This is a genomic window from Fodinicola acaciae (genome assembly GCF_010993745.1).
Lineage (GTDB): Bacteria > Actinomycetota > Actinomycetes > Mycobacteriales > HKI-0501 > Fodinicola > Fodinicola acaciae.
Genome location: NZ_WOTN01000002.1, coordinates 682377 through 701537, shown reverse-complemented (window position 1 = coordinate 701537; position 19161 = coordinate 682377). Strand labels below are relative to the sequence as shown.

General features: G+C 68.4%; 21 protein-coding genes. 10 read left to right on the top strand and 11 right to left on the bottom strand.

The features are described 5' to 3' along the window. Positions 1-1296 carry an ABC transporter substrate-binding protein gene (locus GNX95_RS18670; RefSeq protein WP_163508685.1) on the bottom strand — a complete coding sequence of 432 codons (1296 nt, stop codon included), beginning with the start codon at positions 1294-1296 and terminating at the stop codon, positions 1-3. A gap of 312 nt (positions 1297-1608) precedes the next feature. On the opposite strand from GNX95_RS18670, the gene GNX95_RS18665 reads away from it, so the two are divergent. From GNX95_RS18665 to galK, 4 genes are read left to right on the top strand one after another with little or no spacing between them, the layout of a single operon-like run. Continuing rightward, positions 1609-2409: a DeoR/GlpR family DNA-binding transcription regulator gene (locus GNX95_RS18665; protein WP_163508684.1), complete on the top strand. Its 801-nt coding sequence runs from the start codon at positions 1609-1611 to the stop codon at positions 2407-2409. 17 nt (positions 2410-2426) lie between these two features. Continuing rightward, positions 2427-3491, top strand: coding sequence for a galactose-1-phosphate uridylyltransferase (gene galT, locus GNX95_RS18660; RefSeq protein WP_222853913.1), 1065 nt, complete (start codon positions 2427-2429; stop codon positions 3489-3491). Beyond that, the gene (gene galE, locus GNX95_RS18655; protein ID WP_163508682.1) at positions 3488-4453 is read left to right on the top strand and encodes a UDP-glucose 4-epimerase GalE; all 966 of its coding nucleotides are present in this window, start codon (positions 3488-3490) and stop codon (positions 4451-4453) included. The genes galT and galE overlap by 4 nt, the downstream gene beginning before the upstream one ends. Continuing rightward, positions 4450-5580 (top strand): galactokinase, encoded by a 1131-nt coding sequence (galK, locus tag GNX95_RS18650; protein ID WP_163508681.1) that lies wholly within the window; start codon positions 4450-4452, stop codon positions 5578-5580. Before galE ends, galK begins: the two co-directional genes overlap by 4 nt. Here galK and GNX95_RS18645 read toward each other — a convergent pair. From GNX95_RS18645 to GNX95_RS18615, 7 genes are all read right to left on the bottom strand, one after another. Continuing rightward, on the bottom strand, positions 5554-6132 hold the full coding sequence (locus tag GNX95_RS18645; protein ID WP_163508680.1) for a putative antibiotic biosynthesis monooxygenase: 579 nt from the start codon (positions 6130-6132) through the stop codon (positions 5554-5556). The genes galK and GNX95_RS18645 overlap by 27 nt on opposite strands. A 27-nt stretch (positions 6133-6159) precedes the next feature. Next, entirely contained in the window at positions 6160-6564 is a 405-nt protein-coding gene (locus tag GNX95_RS18640; RefSeq protein WP_163508679.1) for a hypothetical protein, read from the bottom strand. Further along, positions 6557-6919 carry a hypothetical protein gene (locus GNX95_RS18635; RefSeq protein ID WP_222853743.1) on the bottom strand — a complete coding sequence of 121 codons (363 nt, stop codon included), beginning with the start codon at positions 6917-6919 and terminating at the stop codon, positions 6557-6559. The genes GNX95_RS18640 and GNX95_RS18635 overlap by 8 nt, the downstream gene beginning before the upstream one ends. A 5-nt stretch (positions 6920-6924) precedes the next feature. Then, positions 6925-7332: a DUF3052 family protein gene (locus GNX95_RS18630; protein WP_163508678.1), complete on the bottom strand. Its 408-nt coding sequence runs from the start codon at positions 7330-7332 to the stop codon at positions 6925-6927. 62 nt (positions 7333-7394) lie between these two features. Continuing rightward, positions 7395-8189: an exodeoxyribonuclease III gene (locus GNX95_RS18625; RefSeq protein ID WP_163508677.1), complete on the bottom strand. Its 795-nt coding sequence runs from the start codon at positions 8187-8189 to the stop codon at positions 7395-7397. Between the two features lie 24 nt (positions 8190-8213). Next, positions 8214-8660 (bottom strand): DoxX family protein, encoded by a 447-nt coding sequence (locus GNX95_RS18620; RefSeq protein ID WP_163508676.1) that lies wholly within the window; start codon positions 8658-8660, stop codon positions 8214-8216. Positions 8661-8725: 65 nt separating this feature from the next. After that, positions 8726-9934, bottom strand: coding sequence for an MFS transporter (locus tag GNX95_RS18615; RefSeq protein WP_163508675.1), 1209 nt, complete (start codon positions 9932-9934; stop codon positions 8726-8728). Between the two features lie 23 nt (positions 9935-9957). On the opposite strand from GNX95_RS18615, the gene GNX95_RS18610 reads away from it, so the two are divergent. Next, a complete protein-coding gene (locus tag GNX95_RS18610) occupies positions 9958-10506 on the top strand; it encodes a CGNR zinc finger domain-containing protein (RefSeq protein WP_163508674.1) in 549 nt (182 codons plus the stop codon). Then, on the top strand, positions 10503-11234 hold the full coding sequence (locus GNX95_RS18605; protein ID WP_163508673.1) for a sulfite exporter TauE/SafE family protein: 732 nt from the start codon (positions 10503-10505) through the stop codon (positions 11232-11234). Before GNX95_RS18610 ends, GNX95_RS18605 begins: the two co-directional genes overlap by 4 nt. Before the next feature lie 52 nt (positions 11235-11286). Here the strand turns inward: GNX95_RS18605 and GNX95_RS18600 are convergent, their stop codons facing one another. Then, positions 11287-12774, bottom strand: coding sequence for a chaplin (locus GNX95_RS18600; RefSeq protein WP_163508672.1), 1488 nt, complete (start codon positions 12772-12774; stop codon positions 11287-11289). 78 nt (positions 12775-12852) lie between these two features. Further along, positions 12853-13557 carry a hypothetical protein gene (locus GNX95_RS18595; protein ID WP_163508671.1) on the bottom strand — a complete coding sequence of 235 codons (705 nt, stop codon included), beginning with the start codon at positions 13555-13557 and terminating at the stop codon, positions 12853-12855. Positions 13558-13778: 221 nt separating this feature from the next. On the opposite strand from GNX95_RS18595, the gene GNX95_RS18590 reads away from it, so the two are divergent. Genes GNX95_RS18590 through GNX95_RS18575 form a run of 4 tightly spaced genes read left to right on the top strand, consistent with a single transcriptional unit; the run spans position 13779 to position 18035 of the window. Continuing rightward, positions 13779-14621 (top strand): phosphate/phosphite/phosphonate ABC transporter substrate-binding protein, encoded by an 843-nt coding sequence (locus GNX95_RS18590; protein ID WP_163508670.1) that lies wholly within the window; start codon positions 13779-13781, stop codon positions 14619-14621. Continuing rightward, positions 14618-15802 (top strand): ferritin-like domain-containing protein, encoded by a 1185-nt coding sequence (locus GNX95_RS18585; RefSeq protein ID WP_222853742.1) that lies wholly within the window; start codon positions 14618-14620, stop codon positions 15800-15802. The genes GNX95_RS18590 and GNX95_RS18585 overlap by 4 nt, the downstream gene beginning before the upstream one ends. 11 nt (positions 15803-15813) lie before the next feature. Continuing rightward, positions 15814-17205 carry a MocR-like pyridoxine biosynthesis transcription factor PdxR gene (gene pdxR / locus GNX95_RS18580; protein ID WP_343034984.1) on the top strand — a complete coding sequence of 464 codons (1392 nt, stop codon included), beginning with the start codon at positions 15814-15816 and terminating at the stop codon, positions 17203-17205. Between the two features lie 56 nt (positions 17206-17261). Continuing rightward, positions 17262-18035 carry an isocitrate lyase/PEP mutase family protein gene (locus GNX95_RS18575; RefSeq protein WP_163508668.1) on the top strand — a complete coding sequence of 258 codons (774 nt, stop codon included), beginning with the start codon at positions 17262-17264 and terminating at the stop codon, positions 18033-18035. Here GNX95_RS18575 and GNX95_RS18570 read toward each other — a convergent pair. Next, positions 18000-19133 (bottom strand): serine hydrolase domain-containing protein, encoded by a 1134-nt coding sequence (locus tag GNX95_RS18570; RefSeq protein WP_163508667.1) that lies wholly within the window; start codon positions 19131-19133, stop codon positions 18000-18002. The genes GNX95_RS18575 and GNX95_RS18570 overlap by 36 nt on opposite strands. Positions 19134-19161: the final 28 nt, after the last annotated feature.

The following is a 19161-nucleotide window of genomic DNA, read 5'->3' as shown; positions in this document are numbered from 1 at the left end:
TTACTCGCTGTAGATGGACTTCTTCTGCTGCTCCATCTTCTTCAGGGTCGAGGCGATGTTGTTGGGGTTCTTGAGGAACTCCTGGAAGCTCGGGATCGCCACCGTCGAGGCGAAGGTCGGGTCGGCGTCCCGGTCGAGGAACTGCGAGATCGACTTCGCGGCGGCGATCAGCTCCTGCTGCTTTTTCTGCAGCGGGTTGTACGACGCGGTCGAGGCTCCCTTGTTGACCGCGATGTTGCTGGAGTCGATCTTCAGGTAGTTTTCCTCGGCCGCGGCGCTGGAAAGATAGGTCAGCAGCTTCTTGGCGCCGTCCTCGTTCTTCGGCCGCTTCGCCATCATGTAACCGTCGATCGGCGCCTCGACCGCGTCGGTGCCGACCGTCGAGTCGATCTCCGGGAACGGGAAGAAGTCCAGGTCGTCCAGGTCGGCCTTGTTGGTGAACTGCTGCGCGACGAACCCGCCGAGCAGATACATGCCGGCCTTCTTCTGCAGCAAGGCCTGCGCCGCCTCCTGCCAGGTGCGGCCGAGCGCACCGGTCTGGTAGTACGGCAGAATCTGCTTCCAGGTGTCGAAAACCTTCGCGACCTTCGGGCCGTCCCAGGCCTGTTTTCCACCCATCAGGTCGATGTGGAACTGGTAGCCGTTGATCCGCATGTTCAGGTAGTCGAACGTGCCGAACGCCGGCCAGCCGTCCTGGTCGGCGAACGCGACCGGCAGGTTGTCCTTCTGCATCTGCTTGGACAACGCGACGTACTGGTCCCAGGTCTTGGGGATCTGATAGCCGTGCTGCTGGAAAACGCTCTTGCGATAGAAGATCGCCCACGCGTAGTTGTCCAGCGGAATGAAATACTGCTTGCCGTCCTCGCCGGTGGAGGCCTTCTTCATCGCGTCGCTGAACTGGCCGCCGACCTGGCTCCACACGTCGGATATGTCGCCGAGCAGGCCCTTCTTGGCGAAGAACCGCATCCGGTAGCCGGCGAACCAGGTCATCACGTCGTCCGGCCGGCCCTGCAGGTAGTTGTTGATCTGTTCTTGGAAAGTGTTGTGGTCGACGGTGTTGATCTTGACCGTGTAGCCGTTCTTCTTGCCGAAGTCGGCCATGATCGCCGCGGTGGCCTTTTTCGGTACGGCGTCGGAAGCACTCGACCCCAGCGTGATCGTCTTGCTTCCGGAGCCGGAGCCGCCACCGCAGCCGGCCAGACCGCCACCGAGCGCGAGCGCACCACCGACGCCGAGGCTGCCGGCCAGCAGCTTCCGGCGACTCACCCCACCGATTCGTGGCTCCTGCAGGGACATGGGTTCCTCCCGAGAATCGGACCTTCCTGGTGCCGCGCTCACCCGATCAGCGTCGCACAATCTTCGAACACGTTCGCACGAAGCCAACCAGAATTCGCCAATCTTGCACCCCGTGGCCTATGGGCTGTCAAGACTCGCGACAAAACGCGAGAAAAAGCTGTCGATTCGTCCGTAACCCGTCAGGAAAGTGACGGAGTCAACATAGCGTACCCCGCTTAAATGGTACGAATCAGTCGGGTGTTGTTGCCCTTCAACGTTGTAAGTTGTTGATTAATGTTGACTCGCGTTCAGGCGGTATGCAAGCCTGGACGGGTGCTAGCCCGCCAGCGCCAACAGCTGATCCTCGAGGAGGTCCGCCGCAACGGCGGGGCCACCGTCAGCGCGCTGGTCGAGATGCTGCAGGTCTCGGACATGACCGTACGCCGCGACCTGTCCGCTCTGGCCGACCGCGGCCTGCTGGAGAAGGTGCACGGCGGCGCGACCGCGATCACCGAGCGGAGCACCGACGAGCCCGGCTTCGCGGTGAAGTCTTCGCGGCAGCGACAGGAAAAAGAGGCCATCGCGGCGCGGGCCGCGCGGTTCGTCACGCCGGGCAGCGCGGTCGGCATCAGCGCCGGCACCACCACCTGGTCGCTGGCCCGCCACCTGTGCGCGGTCCCCGGCCTGACCATCGTGACCAACTCGATCCCGGTCGCCGACGCGTTGCACACGATGGGACGCGCCGACCAGACGGTCGTGCTCACCGGCGGCATGCGTACGCCGTCGGACGCGCTGGTCGGCCCGTTTGCCAACGCGGCGCTGCAGTCGGTGCACCTGGACCTGGTTTTCCTTGGCGTGCATGGAATGGACAGCGTGGCCGGCTTCACCACGCCGAACATCACCGAGGCCGACACGCACCGCGCGCTGATCGCGGCCGGCCGGCGGCTGGTGGTGCTCGCCGACCACAGCAAGTGGGAACTGGTGGGGATCAGCTCGATGGCGCCGCTGTCGCACGCCGACGTGCTGATTTCCGACGACGGACTTCCCGCGGAGGCGCAGGAGACGCTGTCCGCGGAGGTGGGAGAGCTGATCATCGTGCCGGCATCGGGAGCGGCGGAGGACCTGCAACCGTGAAGAAAACCGCAGCCCTGCTGGCCGACGGCCGGGAGATCATCTATTTCGACGAGACCGACGACGCCGTACGCGAGCTGTCCGACAAGCGGGATCTGCCGCCGGCACACACAAACTCGCAGATCCGCTATGACCCGCTGCTGGACGAATGGGTCGCGATCGCGTCGCACCGGCAGAGTCGTACGTTCCTGCCGCCGACCTCGCAGTGTCCACTGTGTCCGTCCACACCGGACAGACTGACCGAAATCCCGTCCTCGTCGTACGACGTGGTCGTCTTCGAGAACCGCTTTCCGTCGTTTACCAGCAGCGCCGCCGACGAGCCGGTGCCCGGCGACGACGGCACGTTGGTGACGCGCCGGCCCGGCGCCGGCCGCTGCGAGGTCGTCTGCTTCACCTCCGACCACAACTCCTCTTTTGCCGAGCTGACACCGGCACGCGCTCGTACGGTGGTGGACGTGTGGGCCGACCGGACCGCGGCGCTGAGCGCTCTGCCGTTCGTCGAACAGGTTTTCTGCTTCGAGAACCGCGGCGAGGAGATCGGCGTGACGCTCGCGCATCCGCACGGCCAGATCTATGCCTATCCGTTTGTCACCCCGCGTACGCGCCGGATGCTCGACTCGGCGCGGCGGCATCGCGAGCGTACCGGCGAAAATCTCTTCGCGCGCGTGTTGGCCGACGAGCGCGCCGGCGAGCGGGTGGTGGCCAGCAACGACAACTGGACCGCCTTCGTGCCGGCCTTCGCCCGCTGGCCGTTCGAGGTGCATCTCTATCCGCACCGCCAGGTCGCCGGCATTCCGGAGCTTTCCGGCGCCGAGCGCGACGATTTCGCGGCCATCTACCTGGACGTGCTGCAGCGCTTCGACGCGCTTTTCGACGCGAAAATGCCGTACATCGCGGCCTGGCACCAGGCACCGGCGCGGGTCGACCGCGATCTGGCGTATCTGCACCTGCAACTGTTCTCCATCCGGCGCGAGGCCGGGAAACTGAAATACCTGGCCGGTTCGGAGTCGGGGATGGGCGTGTTCATCAACGACATCCCGCCCGAGCGGTCCGCGGCGCTGCTCAGAGAGGCGACAACCCGATGAGGATCCTGGTCACCGGCGGAGCCGGCTATATCGGCTCGATCGTGTCGGCGATGCTGGTCGACGCCGGTCACCACGTGGTGGCGATCGACGATCTGTCCACATCGGACGCCTCCGGTGTGGCCAAGGGTGTCGAGTTCGTCCAGTGCGACATCTCCGACGTCGCGCGCGTCCTGACGCCGGATGCCGGCTTCGACGCGGTCATGCATTTCGCCGGGCTGATCGCCGCCGGCGAAAGTGTGCAGAAACCCGGTCTCTACTGGCATGTGAACACCGGTGGATCGCTGTCGCTGCTGGTCGCGATGCGGGCGGCCGGCGTACGAAGGATCGTGTTTTCCTCCTCCGCGGCGGTTTACGGCAACCCGGTCGAGGTGCCGATCCGGGAAACCGCTGCGGTCGCACCGACCAGCCCGTACGGCGAGAACAAGCTCGCCGTGGACTTCATGCTCTCCGGCGAGGTCGCGCGGCTCGGCATCGCGGCGACGAGCCTGCGGTATTTCAACGTGGTCGGTTCCTACCGGCGCGGCGACCTGGTGATGGGTGAGCGGCACACGCCGGAAACGCACCTCATTCCGCTGGCGTTGGAAGCGGCAGCCGGAAAACGCGGGGAGTTCTCGATTTTCGGCACCGACTATCCGACTCCGGACGGCACGACGATCCGCGACTACATCCACGTCGCTGACCTGGCTCGCGCACACCTGCTGGCACTGGAAAAACTCACGCCAGGCGAGCATGCGATCTACAATCTCGGCAACGGCAACGGTTTCAGCATCCGCGAGGTGCTGACCGTCGTCGAGAAGGTGACCGGAAAGCCGCTGCCGGTGGTGGAGGCCGGCCGGCGCGCCGGCGATCCGGCCGAGCTGGTCGCCTCCTCCGAGGCGGCGCGGCGGGATCTCGGCTGGGTTCCGGAGAAAGCGTCGCTGGAGAGCATGGTCACCGACGCCTGGGAGTTTCTGACCGCATGAACCTCTTCGTTGAGACGTACGGCCGGCAACCGGACGGTGTGTGGGCCTCGCCGGGACGGGTGAACCTGATCGGTGAGCACACCGACTACAACGAGGGTTTCGTGCTGCCGTTCGCGTTGCACCAGCGTACGGTCGTCGCCGCCGGCCGCCGCGCGGCGCCAGGCTGGACCGTCCGGTCGCGGCTGACCGGCGAGACCGTCCACATCGGACGGTCGGACCTCTCGCCCGGCGCGGTGAAAGGCTGGGCCGCGTATGTGGCCGGTGTCCTGTGGGCCCTGGTCGACGCCGGTTTCGCCATACCCGACTGCGATTTCGCGGTGGAGTCGGACGTGCCGCTCGGCGCCGGACTCTCGTCGTCGCACTCGTTCGAGTGCGCGGTCCTGACCGCCGTCGAAGGTCTCGGCGACTTCTCCATTCCTGGCATCGAGGCCGCCAAGCTGGTGCAGCGTACGGAAAACGTCTACGTCGGCGCCGCCACCGGCCTGATGGACCAGACCGCGTCACTGCTGTGCACGGCCGGACACGCGCTGTTTTTCGACTGCCGCAGCCTGGAGGTCGAGCAGGTGCCGCTCGACCTGGCCAGCGACGGGCTGGCGTTGCTGGTGCTCAACACCAACACGCCACACACGCACGCCGACGGTGAGTACGCCGAGCGGCGGCGGTCGTGTGAACGCGGCGCGGAAATCCTTGGCGTACGCGCGCTTCGCGACATCGGTGTCGCCGATCTTCCCGAAGCGCTGGCGAAAATCAACGACGACGTGGTCCGTCGCCGGGTTCGCCATGTGGTCACCGAAAACGCGCGCGTCCAGGACGCGGTCGCGTTGTTCCGCGCCGGTCGCGTACGCGAGGCCGGACCGCTGCTGACCGCCTCGCACGCGTCGATGCGCGACGATTTCGAGATCACCGTCGCGCAGGTCGACACCGCCGTCGAGGCGGCGTTGCGGGCCGGCGCGTACGGCTCCCGGATGACCGGCGGCGGCTTCGGCGGCTGCATCATCGCGTTGACCGACACCGAAAAAGCCGGGTCAACCGCCAGGGCTGTCGAAGATGCCTTTGCCGCCAAGGGTTTCGCGGCACCGGAGTGGTTCACCGCTGTCCCGTCAGCCGGCGCCACCAGACTCCTCTGACGGCTCCGCTTTGGCGCCACGCAACAACCATGGCCGCGCGCGGCGGTTGAGGAACGGCAGCACGACGAAGGTGAGCAGCGCGGTCAGCGTGCCGGAGGTCAACGCCAGCGACACCGGCTTGGGCAGGGCCGGAAACAGCCAGGTCAGCGTGGTGTTGACGACCAGCAGGATCGGAAAGGCCGCGACCCAGGTGAGCAGGAAGGTTTTCCAGCGCTGGCTGGCATCCGAGCCGGGGACCTCGAACCAGCGGTCCAGCCCGCCGACGACCGTACGCCGTTTGTCGGAGAACGCCTCGCCTTTCTCGGCCAGCTCCTTGCGCTGCGGCGACTCCTCCCACTCGCGCAGGTGCGCCTTGGTGTCGAACTGGTAGACGAGGTGGTTGAGGCCGCTCGCGTCGTGCAGCCGTACACCGCCGAGATGGCCGGGAAACTCCGCGGCCGAGCGGTCGATCTGGTCGGCCCACTCGGCGAACTGGCGCTCCTTGCCCGGTCGTACGACCGCCGTCACCGCGACGGTGGCGGCCTCCTCGTCCCCGGTCCCTGAACGTGGCATGACCGGCGGGTACCCGGCCTGGCCGTGCTATACACGACGTGCGCGCGTGTAGAAGAGCCAGCCGAGGCCGATCAGCGGCAACACGGCCGGCACGTAGCCGTAACCCTGGCCATAATCCGACCAGACCGTCGCCTCCGGAAACGCGGCCGGGTCGAGCAGGCTGTAGGTGCCGATCGCGAGCACCCCGACGAACTCGGTGGCACAGGAGGAAAACGCGATCCGGCGCCAGATTTTTCCGTCCAACGCCAGCGAAACCGTCGCGAGGATGTAGATAACGGCTGCCAGCGCTGACAAAGAGAACGCCAGCGGCGCCACGGAGAACTTGGTGAGGATCTGCACGGTCGCGCGTGCGGTCGCCGACAGCGCGAAAATGCCATACACGGCAACAAGAACCCGGCCCGGTCCGGACCGGGTGGCGCGACGCTCAGGCACCGCCACCCCACAGCTGGTTGAGCCGCAGCACCAACACCGGGATGACGACGCAGGCGACCGCCAGCGCGACGCTTCCCCAGCGCGTACGCTCCGCGAGCGACCACACCGTGCCGACCGGCAGCACCACCAGCGATGCCGCCAGATAGCCGACGAAGGTCCAGAACTGCGGCACCTGGTGGCCCTGGCTGAGCAGCACGATCGCGACCACCAGCTGCACGACCAGCGCGAGCTCGACGACCGCGACGCCGGCCACGGTGATGCGGCCGGCCGGCTTGTCGCGCGCGGCGAGCACCAGGCTCCAGAGCGCCATCGCGAAGGCGAGGACGATCACCACGGACCAGACAGTCGGCGTCACGCCGGTCAATCTACTACACGACGTAGAAGACGGTTCTCCTTGCGCCACACGAGCTTCAGCCCCGACCAGTCGTGGTCCAGCGCGGCCACCTTGACATCGACCAGCCCCAGCGCCAGCGCCGCGTCGCGGATGGCGTTTTCGTTGATGTCGCTGACATGTCCCGCCGCCTTGCGCGGCCACGCGATCCACACCATGCCGTCCGGGAAGATCCGCTCGCCGAGCGGCTCGAGGTCGAGGCCGGCCAACTCGGAGACAAACGCGACGATCACATCGGCGGCGCCGTCGGTGCGTACGTCCACGCCGTCGGGCAGGTCGGGGACGCTCCATCCCGGAGGCGCGTCTTCGAGGACCAGCGTGTGGCCCGGCTTGACGCCAAGCTTCTTCGCCAGCGGCGTCGCCGAGTAACCGGCCATCGCAGCCCCCCAGATCCTTGACCCGTCGACAAACGCCGCAATCGGAATCCGATTGCGTCTTTCTACGGCACGTCGAAGTCGACGACTACTGGTGAGTGGTCGCTGAAGCGCGTGTCCCAGGTCGCCGCGCGGTCCACCTCGGCCGAGCGTGCGCGAGCCGCCAGCCGGCGGGTCACCGCGAGGTGGTCGATCCGCCAGCCGACATCGTTGTCGAAGGCACGGCCCCGATACGACCACCAACTGTACGGTCCGGACGCGTCCGGGTGCAGGCTGCGTACGACGTCAACGTACGCCGACCGCGGCCCGTAGAGTTTGTCCAGCCAGGCCCGCTCCTGCGGCAGGAAACCGGAGTTTTTCTGGTTTCCCCGCCAGTTTTTCAGGTCGACCTCGCGGTGCGCCATGTTCCAGTCGCCGGCCACGATCACGTCGCGGTCCGCTGCCTCAGCCCGCCGCGCCAGCGCGCGCAGATACGGCAGGAACGGCTTCATGAACCGCTCCTTGGTGACCTGCCGGTCGGTCTCCGCCTCGCCTTTGGGCATGTAGAGGCTGGCCACGGTCAGCCCCGGCAGGTCGACCTCGATGTAGCGGCCCTGCGGGTCGAACTCCTTCGAGCCGATGCCGGTGCGTACGGCCGTCGGCTCGATCCGGCTGAACACCGCCACGCCGTTGCGTCCGCGCGCGGCGGCCTCGGCGTGCGCGATGTGCCAGCCGTCGCGGATCTCCGGCGGGATCTCGGCGTCCTGCGCGCGCACCTCCTGCAGGCACACCACGTCGACCTTGCGCTCAAGCAGCCAACGGTCGAAGCCTTTGCGTACGGCGGCGCGGATGCCGTTGACGTTCACAGTCGCGACTAGCACGCGCCAACGCTACCCGGCCGGCGATCAGGCCTTCTTGCGGAGCTTCGCCAACAACGCGTCACCGCTGTACGCCCCGGCACCGAGCAGCGCGATCACCACGCCACCGAGCCCCAGCAGCACCGCGCTCTCACCGGAAATGCCGCTCTTGCTGAGCAAACCCTCCGGCGCGTGCACGATGGCCCAGGTCAACGCCATCATCACGGCGACCAGTACGCCGGCCACGCGGCTCAGCACGCCGACCAGCAGCGCCACGCCGAGCCCGACTTCGCCGGCCATCTGCAGGATGCCGGCCACCGTCGGCAGCGGTACGCCGAGACCGGCGACCGTCTCGATGAACGCGCCGGGCCGGCCGAGCTTCGGGATGCCATGGACGAGCAATGTCAAGCCAACCATGACGCGCAACACCAGCAGACCGGTCGAGCGGACCACCCCCGACCGTTCGGTGAGCTCGTCATTAGCAATGCTTGCCATCTTTTCCTCCAGTGTCGGCCGTCTTATGGCGTTTCATGGCTACACGGGAGGAAGTACTAGAAGGTTCAACTACGACCGGTTACGGCCATTTCGCGATCGACCTCTTGACGCTCGCCGACCCGAGCGACTAGCGCGGCGAGGACAGCGACGACCTGACAACCGACCGCCAACAACAGACAAGCCGCCACGGAATGGACAGCCAGCAGGCCACCGAGCGCGGCGCCGACCGCGAAGATGCCGGTCTTGAGGCTGGCCGCGGTGGTGAAGACCTGAGCGTGCAGATGCTCCGGAGCCTCGCGATGCCGGACCGCGAGTACGGCGACGAACATCGGGCCGTCGGCCAGGCCGGCCAGCGCGAACGCCGCCACCACCAGCGGTGGCCAGCTGGTGAGCACCGGAATCAACAGCGCCAGGCCGAAAACGCCGGTCAGCAGCTGCGCCAGCCGGTCGGGACCGATCGGCGGCGTGACTCTCGCCATGATCGCCGTGCCGACCAGCGCCGCCGCCGCGAACAGCGACAACAGGGTCGTCCCGAGCGCGGCCTGACCGGTCAGTTGTACGCCGATCAGTGGCACGGCGACGACAAACGCGCCGGTGCCGAGAAACGACACCGTCGACATGATGGTGACGGCGAGCAGCGACCGGCGCGCGCCGATCACTTTCACACCGGCCGGCAACGCCTTCGCCAGCGGCTCGGCGGCTGCGGTTTTTGGCCGTACGGACCGAAATCCGACCGCCATCGGCACGGCCACGACGATCAGCGCGATTGCCGCGACGACCGCCCAACCGACGCCGAGCCAAGTCGCCACGATGCCGGCCAGCCCCGGACCGACCAGGCCGGCGACGCTGTACGTCGTCGAGTCCAGCGCGTACGCACGCGTCAGCCGACCTTTCCGCACGACCTTGGCCAACTGCGCCGTCCAGCCGCCGGTCAGCGCCGGTCCGGCGAACCCGGCGGCGACACCGATCGCCACGACCAGGGCCAGCGGCACTTTTCCCACCAGCAGGCCGACAATGCCGACCATCGCCGCGTAATAGACCAGCGCGAACGCCAGCATCCGGCCGGGATGGCGCGACCGGTCGAGCACCGCGCCGAGCACCGGACCGCCGATCGCGGTGGAGATCGTCAGGCCCGCGAGCACCAGCGACGCCTGCGCCGGCGACCCGGTGATCGCCAGCGCGAGCAGCAACAACGCCGGTCCGGACATCTCGTCGCCCATCCGCGCCGAGGTGGCGCCGGACAGGTACGCGGCGAGTCTGTAACGGCTTCTCATCCAGATCACGTTACAATGTTGGCATGTCATCCGTCGACCGAGTTGTCACCTCCGGCTCGTCCCCGCTGCACGCGGCCCGCCGCGCCGCCGACTTCGTGGGCGCGTTTCGCGGTCAGCCGACGGCCGACGAACTCGTTGCGCTGCTTGAAACACACGGCGAGGTCGGTCCGATTTCCTTGAGTGACAAGGACATCGACGAGCTGCGCGACGCGTCCGTGAGGCTGGCGCGGATTTTCCGGTCGGCTACCGTCGACGAGGCGGCCGGCGTGCTGAACGACCTGTTCGCCGGCCACGCCGGTCCGCCGCGGCTGACCGCGCACGGCAACACCGGCTGGCACATCCACATCGACGCCGATGACGACGACGGACCGTGGGGTCGCTGGCTGATCACCTCGTCGGCCTGGGGGCTGGCCGTGCTGCTCGCCGATCACCAGGCACTGCCTGGCGGCGTCTGCGCCGCGCCCGACTGCGAGCGGCCATACGTGAACGCCGGCAACGGCAGTCCGCGCCGGTTTTGCTCCTCACGCTGCGCCACGCGCGTACGCGTCGCAGCTCACCGCCGCCGCTCATGACCTATCTCGGCCTGGTGTCGGTCGTCCTCGCCTTCGCCGCGGTCGTCGGCGGTGCCACCGGCTTTGGCGCGGCGCTGTCGGCGATCCCGTTTCTTTTGTTGCTCGGCATGCCGATCGCCGACATCGTCACCGTCAACCTGGCGGTCAGCATCGTCACGCGGCTGGTGATCGCGGTCAGGTTTCGCGACGAGGTCGTGCGATGGCGCGTTTTCCTGCTGTGCCTGGCAAGCCTGCCAGGTGGCTGGATCGGCGCCGAGGTCATCGGCTTTCTTCCGTTGTCGGCGACGAAAATCCTGGCCGGCGTGACGATCGTGACATTGGCTCTGTTGCTGGCTTTCGGCGGCAGCGGTGAATGGTCGCCGCCACCGCGTACGAGCGTGACGACGGTCGGACTCGTCGCCGGATTCCTCGGCACGACCACGTCGCTCAACGGCGCACTGCCGGCGATCTTGCTGACGCACGAGCGTACGCCGGCGCGTACGATGATCGCCGACCTGGCGGTTTTTCTGTTGGTTTCCAACGTGGCTTCGCTGGTGATCCTGGCCGCGCGCGGCGAGATCGCGACCGGCGTCTTCTGGCCGGAGCTGCCGCTCTGGTGCGTCGCGGCGCTGGCCGGCAACGCGCTCGGCAACTGGATCGGACCGCGGCTGCCGGCGGTCGTGTTCCGCCGGATCGTACTCGGCGTCATCATCACCGGCGGCCTCGTCACCATCGCCACCGCCTTCTGAGACACGGAAAGGCCCGGCGCGCGCCGGGCCTTTCCTCTCTATCGACCAGCCGTCAGGCCCGCTTGAAGCGGCGTACGACGGAGGTCGTCAGCCCGCTGCCGACCAGCGCCAGCAGCGCCACCACGCCAGCGGCGACACCAGGGACCGAGGAGGTCGTCGAGGAGGTCGCCATCAGGGCCGGGCCGGAGCCGCTGCCGCTGCCCTTGCCGGTCAGGCAGCCGGCGATCGCCTTGCCGATCGCGGCGACGGCGTTGCCGCACACGGTGACCGGCGCGTTGACCGGAGCCTGCGCCTGGTTGCCGCCACCGACCGAGCCGGTGCCGCTGGTGTCACCGGTCGCGGTCGCGCCGCCGTTGCCGCCGCCGACCTTGCAGCCGGCCAGCGCCTTGCCGAGCGCCGCGCCGGCGTTGCCGCAGACGGTCACCGGAGCGTTGACCGGCACCTGGACCTGGTTGCCACCGACCACGGAGTGCGTTCCGTCCGTCTTGCCGTTGGCGACCGCGCCGGCGCCGGAGCCGCCGCCGGTCTTGCATCCGGCGAGCGCGTTGCCGATCGCGTTGCCACATACGGTGACCGGCGCGTTGACCGGGGCCTGCACCTGGTTACCACCGACCACGGAGTCCTTGCCGCTGGTCTGGGCCTTGGCGACCGCGCTGCCGTTGCCGGAGCCGCTCACCTTGCAGCCAGCCGCCGCCTTGCCGAGTGCGCCGACGGCGTTGCCGCAGGTGGTGGACGGGGCGTTGACCGGCAGCGGTACGGGCAGCGGAGCCTGCACCTGGTTGCCGCCACCGATCGAACCGGTGCCGTCGCTCTTGGCGTCGGCGATCGCGCCGCCGGAGCCGCTGCCGCCGTGCACCTCACAACCGGCCAGCGCGCCGCCGACCGCGGCGATCGCGTTGCCACATACGGTGACCGGCGCGTTGACCGGGGCCTGCACCTGGTTGCCACCGACGATGGAGTGCGCGCCGCTGGTCGTACCCTTTGCCGTCGCACTGCCGGCGCCACCGCTGCCGGTGTCACAGCCGGCGATGGCCTTGCCGATGACGGCGATCGCGTTGCCGCAGACCGTCACCGGAGCGTTCACCGGAGCCTGGACCTGGTTGCCGCCACCGATCGAACCGGTGCCGTCGGTCACGCCGGTCGCGGTCGCGCCACCGCCGCCACCAGCGGCCATCTGCGTCTTCGCGGCCCTGCCGCCTGGCGCAGCGGCGAATCCGCCGGCCGCGACCGCGTTGTGTGTGATGTTCACCGGCGCGTTGACCGGCGCCTGGATCTGGTTGCCGCCCAGGATCGAGTGCGCGCCGCTGGTCACGCCGGTCGCGGTGGCGCCACCCCCGCCGTGGCTGCGGGTGACCGCCGCCGGCTTGTGCGCGGCCGGCAGGTTGACCGGCGCGATCTGCGAGACGGACCGCACGACCGACTGCACCGACGGCGTGTCGGTCGCGGCCAGCTCGTGCGCCTGCGCCGCGGTGGCGCCGAGTACGACAAAGCCGCCGGTCAGGATCATGGCCTGGATGGAACGACGAACCCAGATGTTCACGAATCTCTCCTTTGAGATCGGTGGAAAGCCTGGCGTACGCGCCAGGAAACGGTCTGCTGCTTGGAAATCCGTTGCCCGCTAGTCCGGCGAGACGGCCGGCCGGGTCGCGTCGGCCGGCGAATGCCGGTCTGGCGCCGCGACATGGCGGCAGCTGGACGCGGGAAGCAGATGCAGCGCGGACTCGGTGACCGCGACCGGACCGTTTGGGGAGACCACCGGCGCACTCGTGCCGATCGGGGCCGCGCACGGCGGACCTTCCGGGGCGTGCGGCGGCGCCGGCACTGGCGCGGCCGCGTCGTGAGGCGCCGGATGCGGCACTGGCCGCTGGACGAACGAGACGTACGACCGCTCGCCGAACGAGCTCTTGACCGGCTGCGCGATCGGCGTCGACGTTGCCGGGCGTTTGGTCGTCGGCGGCGCCGGCTTGGCCGGCTGGTCGGCGATCGGTGGCGTCACGGCGCCGACCACGGACCCGACCACCGGCACTTTCCGCACCGGCGACTTCGGCCCCAGCACGGTGTCCACGACGTCCGTCGGCAGCTCGCGAGTGATCCTGCTGATCAGCTGGTTGGCCCGCGGTCCCCGGTCGATCTCCGCGGCGAGGCGTACGGCCCGAGCCGCCGCTCCGGACAGGTCGATCGGCGGCGGCGCGTCATCGTGCGTGACTGTGTCGGCGTACGCGGCGGCCGTACTCATCAGCAGCCAGCCGCCAAGCGCCAGGCCGGCAAGGATCGCGAGTCGCAGCAACGCGATGGGAAGGCGCGGTCGCGCACCTCCGCTCACTGCCGCGTCGCCTCGCACGTGCTCCCCGAATCCAGTCAGTCCGCTCGCACTCACGGACGGTAAGTGCGCCGCAAAAGCTACCGAATTCGGCCAATCCACACAAATTATGCGCATCAACGGCGTGTCCCGTCGGCCGACAATCCCGGCAGGCAGCTTGGAGCGTGGCGCGGCCTCACCGGCCGGGCTAACCTCGGGCTTCCGTTGTCCTGAAGGGATAATTCATGACGCTGCTGATGGGTGCGGTCGCGTACGACCCGAAGGTGGTGACGATCTGGAGCGGCTTCCGCGCCTGGCTGCGCAGCCGCGGCCTGCCGTTTGACTTCGTCCTCTACTCGCATTACGAGCGGCAGGCCGAGGATCTGGTCACCGGCCGCATCCACGCGGCCTGGAACTCGCCGCTGGCCTGGCTGCGGTCCGACCGGCTGGCAAAGGCCGCCGGCCGCGAGGTGCGGCCGCTGGTGATGCGCGACACCGACCGCGACCTGACCTCGGTTGTGTTGGTACGCAACGATTCCAGCTATCAGGCGGCGTCCGAGCTGGCCGGTCGGGTGGTGGGCCTCGGCGCGGTCGACTCGCCGCAGGCCACCCTGATCCCCCGCTCGCACCTGCGCCAGGCGGTTGGCGACCAACTGAAAGTCCGGCGGTTCGACGTCGGTGTCGGCCTGCACGGCGACCACATCGGTGGCGAGCGCGATGCCGTGCGTGCGTTGCTGGCCGGCGAGGTCGAGGCGGCCGCCGTGATCGACGGCAACCACCTGCTGTTTGGCCGCGAAGGCACCATTCCGGCCGGCAGCACGCGGGTGATCGCACAGACCGGCTCGTACGACCACTGCAACCTGACGGTGATCGACACGGCTCCGGCCGAGCTGGTGACGACCTTCGGCGACCTGCTGCTTTCCATGTCGTACGCGGATCCCGAGGTCCGTCCGCTGCTCGACCTGGAAGGCCTGACCGCCTGGCGGGACGGGCGAAGGAGCGGCTACGGGCTCCTGGATGCCGCGGTCGACGAAGAAGGCTTCTACGACAAGGACGGAAAGGTGACGGCGGTGGAATACGCACCGTGATTCTCGACCTGGAGGGCCTCGGTTTCGAGCAGGGCGCTCATTTGTTGGTGCAGCGCGCGCTCCAGCGCCTCGCCCCCGGTGACGAACTTCGGGTCACCGGCAGCGATCCGGCGTTGACGATGCACCTGAAAGCCTGGTGCCGGCAGGCCGGCCACCAGGCACATGACGTGGACGAGCCGGGCGTACGCGCGCGGATCGTCCGTGGACGCGCCGATGTCGACCGGTGGGCCGACGCGCAACGTGCCGGCGGTCCCGGAGCGGACGGCATCGTCGCGAAGCCGCGCGCGGACTGGGGTCTGGCCGTGCGCGGCGCTCTGGTCGAGTCCGGCGGACCATCGGCGCCTTTCGACATCGCCGACCGCGACCTCGTGTGGGCCGAGATAGCGCCGGCACTCTACGCACACGCCGCCTCGGCGCAGTGGGACCCGGACGCGGCGGTCGACTGGCGCGCCGATTTCGCGCTGCAGGACGACATCGAGCGCGCTGTCGTCCAGGTCATGACCTACCTGATCGAAAACGAACAGGCGGCCTTGGTCATCCCGGCCAAGCTGCTGGCCAGGGTTCATCCGCATTTCCGCGAAGTCCTGCAGTTGCTGGCCGTGCAGGCCGCCGACGAAGCGCGTCACCTGGAGGTCTTCACCCGGCGGGCGCTGCTGCGCGGCGGCGAGCTCGGCACCTCGTCGGTGAGCGGCCGCGAGTCGCTCGCCACCCTGCTCACCGAGGCCGAGTTTTCCATGGCCTCCTTCCTGCTTTCCGTGCTCGGCGAGGGAAGTTTCCTCAACCTGCTGGAATTCCTGGACGACCACGCGCCGGATCCGGTCACCCGCCAGATCACCCGGCTGGCCCGGCGGGACGAAGCGAGGCATGTCGCGTTTGGTGTGGCACATCTGCGATACCAGGCCGAGAAAGACCCGTCGGTGCGTACGCGCATGCGCGCCGCCGTGGAGCGCCGATATGCCGCGCTGGTCGACACGGCCGGGCTCAACCAGGACGTGTTCGACTCGCTGGTCGTCCTCGCCGCCGGCGACTGGACACCGGCCGCGATCGCCAAGGGCTATGACGCCGTACGCAAACTTCAGGCCGAGATGGACGACGGCCGGCAGCGGCGACTGGTGCATCTGGGCTTTCCCGCCGACGAGGCCGCCGAGCTTTCCGCGCTGCACACCCGAAACTTCATGTAGCGAGGTGTGAGCTGACTCGCGACGTACGGCTTTCGGCGGGGCCGACCGAGGTTTTTCTGCGGATCGCGCGGGACAGGCGGCCGCTGCACCTCCGGCTGGCGGAAGCGATTCGTGGCGCCATAACGGAATCCCGGCTGCCGGCCGGTGCGCGGCTGCCCGCCACGCGTACGCTCGCTGCCGACCTGGCGTGTTCGCGGTGGGTCGTGACGGAGGCATATCAGGTCCTGCTGGCCGAAGGTGTGCTGACCGCGACCGTCGGATCTGGCACGCGCGTCGCGGCGACCGGAAACGCCGCCGCACCGCCGCGAACACCGGTCAGGACCGAGCCGCGTTTCGACCTGCGGCCAGGAGTGCCGGAGTTGACGGCTTTTCCGCGGGCCGCCTGGTTGACCGCGATGGGCGAGGCTCTGTCGGGGACACCGCGCGGCACGTTACGGTCCAGCGATCCGGCCGGAAGTCCGCAGCTGCGGCACCTGCTGGCCGGATATCTGGCCCGTACGCGCGGCGTCCGTGTCGGGCCGGCCGAGTTGGTCGTCACGTCCGGGGTCACCCATGCCGTGTCGTTGCTCTCGCACGTGCTTGCCAACAATGGAGCCAAAACTGTCGCCATCGAGGATCCCGGCTGGCCGCGGCTGCCGGCGGCGGTGACGGAGGCCGGCCTCGCGACCCATCCGGTGCCGGTCGACGAAAACGGCCTCAGAGTGCGCAAACTCGGCGACGAAGCGGCGGTGATCGTGTCACCCGCGCATCAGTTTCCGCAAGGTGTCGTGCTTTCTCGCCGACGCCGCGACGACATTGTCGCCTGGGCCAGGAAGACCGGCGCCCTGGTGATCGAGGACGACTACGACGCGCAATACCGCTTCGACAACAAACCGGTCGGCGCGCTCCAGCCGGAGGATCCAGGTCGGGTCTGTTATGTCGGCTCTGTCAGCAAAACACTGTCGCCGGCCATCAGGATCGGCTGGCTGGTCGCGCCGGCCACCATCGCGGCGGCGGTGACAGACCGGCTGCTGCGCGACGGCAGCCGACCGTCCACATTGGAGCAGCTGGCCTTCGCCCGGCTGGTCGAGTCCGGCGCGTACGACCGCCACCTGCGGCGCACCTGGACCACCTATCGGCGCCGGCGCGACACTCTGGTCGCCGAAATCGCCCGGCAGCTGCCGGGCGCCACCGTACGCGGCGTCGCCGCCGGCCTGCACCTGGTGGTCGAGTTTGCCAGGCAGCTCGACGAATACGCGATCGCGGCCAGAGCGCTGTCCCGCGGCCTCGCGGTGACTCCCCTCGTACGCTATCGCCGCGACACGGACGGCAGGAGCGGTTTCGTCCTGAGTTACGCCAACGTCACCGAAAGATCGATGGCCGAGGCCGTGAGCCTGCTCGCGTCGACGCTGCGGACCGACTAGTTTGCGACGGCGATGGTGTCTGCCCGTGATGAGACACCGAACTTTGGAGGACACACATGCCTGACGACCTCGCGGCACGCGCGGACCGGCTTCGCGAACTGCACAGCGGCGAAATGCTCGTGCTGGCCAACGTGTGGGACGCGACCAGCGCGAAGATCGTGGCCGACGCCGGCTTTCCGGCGGTGGCGACCGCCAGCGCCGCCGTGTCGGCGATGCTCGGCTATCCCGACGGCGAGCAGGCTCCGTGGCAGGAGATGTTCGCCGCGGCGAGCCGGATCGCGCGAGCCGTGCCGGTGCCGGTCACGGTCGACGCCGAGGGCGGCTATGGCATGCGGCCGCGCGAGCTGGTCGACCGGCTGCTCGACACCGGTGCGGTCGGCTGCAACCTGGAGGACACCGACCACCTGGCAGGTGGCCTGCGCGACGCGGAAAAGCAGGCCGAGTGGCTGGCCGGCGTACGCTCGGCCTCGCGCGACGCCGGCGTCCCGATCGTGGTGAACGCGCGCGTCGACACATTCCTTCCGAGCGGCGGCATCTCCGAAGAGAAGCGGATCGAGGAAACGGTACGACGCGGACGGCTCTATCGGGACGCCGGAGCGGACTGCGTCTATCCGATCGGCGTACGCGACAAGCACACCATCGCCACCCTGGTCACCGAGTTGTCCTGTCCCGTCAACGGAAACACCAGCGACGACCTCGACCTGGCCACATTGCGGGAGCTGGGGGTGGCGAGGGTGTCCTACGGACCGCGTTTCTATCGCGCGGCGATGGCCGGCTTCACGAAGGCCGTCCAGTCACTTGCCGAGGAAAGTGGCCGAAGCAATCCTTAGTACGAACGGCATGTCCGAGCCGTCCTTGTTGCCGGTCGAGTTCAGCACGTAGACGGCTCGACGCTCCAGGCCGCGCGTGGCGAAAAACCCGGACGTGTAGCCAGGCCTCGATCCTGTCTTGCCCCAGGCGAAAAGATCGGTGCCCGGCAGCGTCGCCTTCATCAGTCCCATGCTGAAGCAGGCACGTCCACCCGGGCAGTTGGTGTTGTCCGCGTACGGCACGTCCGGCAGGGTGAACATCCGGTCGAGCTCACTGGCCGGCACGACGCGGCCGGTGAACAGCGCACCGAGAAAGCGGTCGAGGTCGGCGGCACTGGAGATCATCCCACCTTCGGCCCACGGCCATGGGATCTGCTCGGTGATGTCGACGAGTTTTCCTTTGACTTCAACGTATCCGTGCGAGTGCGGTCCGGGGATCCGCGGATCGTTCATCCCCGGCACGGACGTGTCGCGCAGGCCGAGAGGCGTGATGATCCGCGCCTGGACGGCGTGTGCGTACGTGTCGCCGGTGATTTTCTCGATCAGCAGGCCGGCCAGATAGTAGTTGATGCCGGCATATTGTTGTTTCGTGCCGGGCGTGAACCGCATTGGGTGCCGCGTGTCGATCGCGATGATCTGCGCCGGCGTCCAGCTGTCGAAGCGGTGCTGGACAAACCAGGCCGCGTCGCCGGTCGTCTCGTACGGGCTGTCGTCATTGGGCAGGCCGCTGGTGTGGTCGAGCAGCTGTCCGACGGTGACCGGCGCAATGTTGTCAGGCAACAGGCCGGGCAAATAGTGCTGCACGGTCTGGCCGACGTCGACTTTGTGTTCGGCAGCCAGCTGAAGCACGACGGCGGCGGTGAAAACCTTGCTGATGCTGCCGATCCGGAAACGGCCGTTGGCCGGCACCGGCGCACCGGTGCGTACGTCGCCGACGCCGGAGGTGCCGGACCAGTGGCCGGCGGTGCCGGTGATCCGCAGCTGTACGCCGGTCACCCTGTCGGTCGGCTGGATGGCGATCGCCTTGCGCAGCACGGCATCGTTGAGCGGCGGCAGCTGCGGTGGCGCCGACGCCGGCACCAAGCTCAGCACAGCGGCGACCGCTATTTCCTTTAACATGTGTCAGGCCTTTCGCAGTGATATCCCG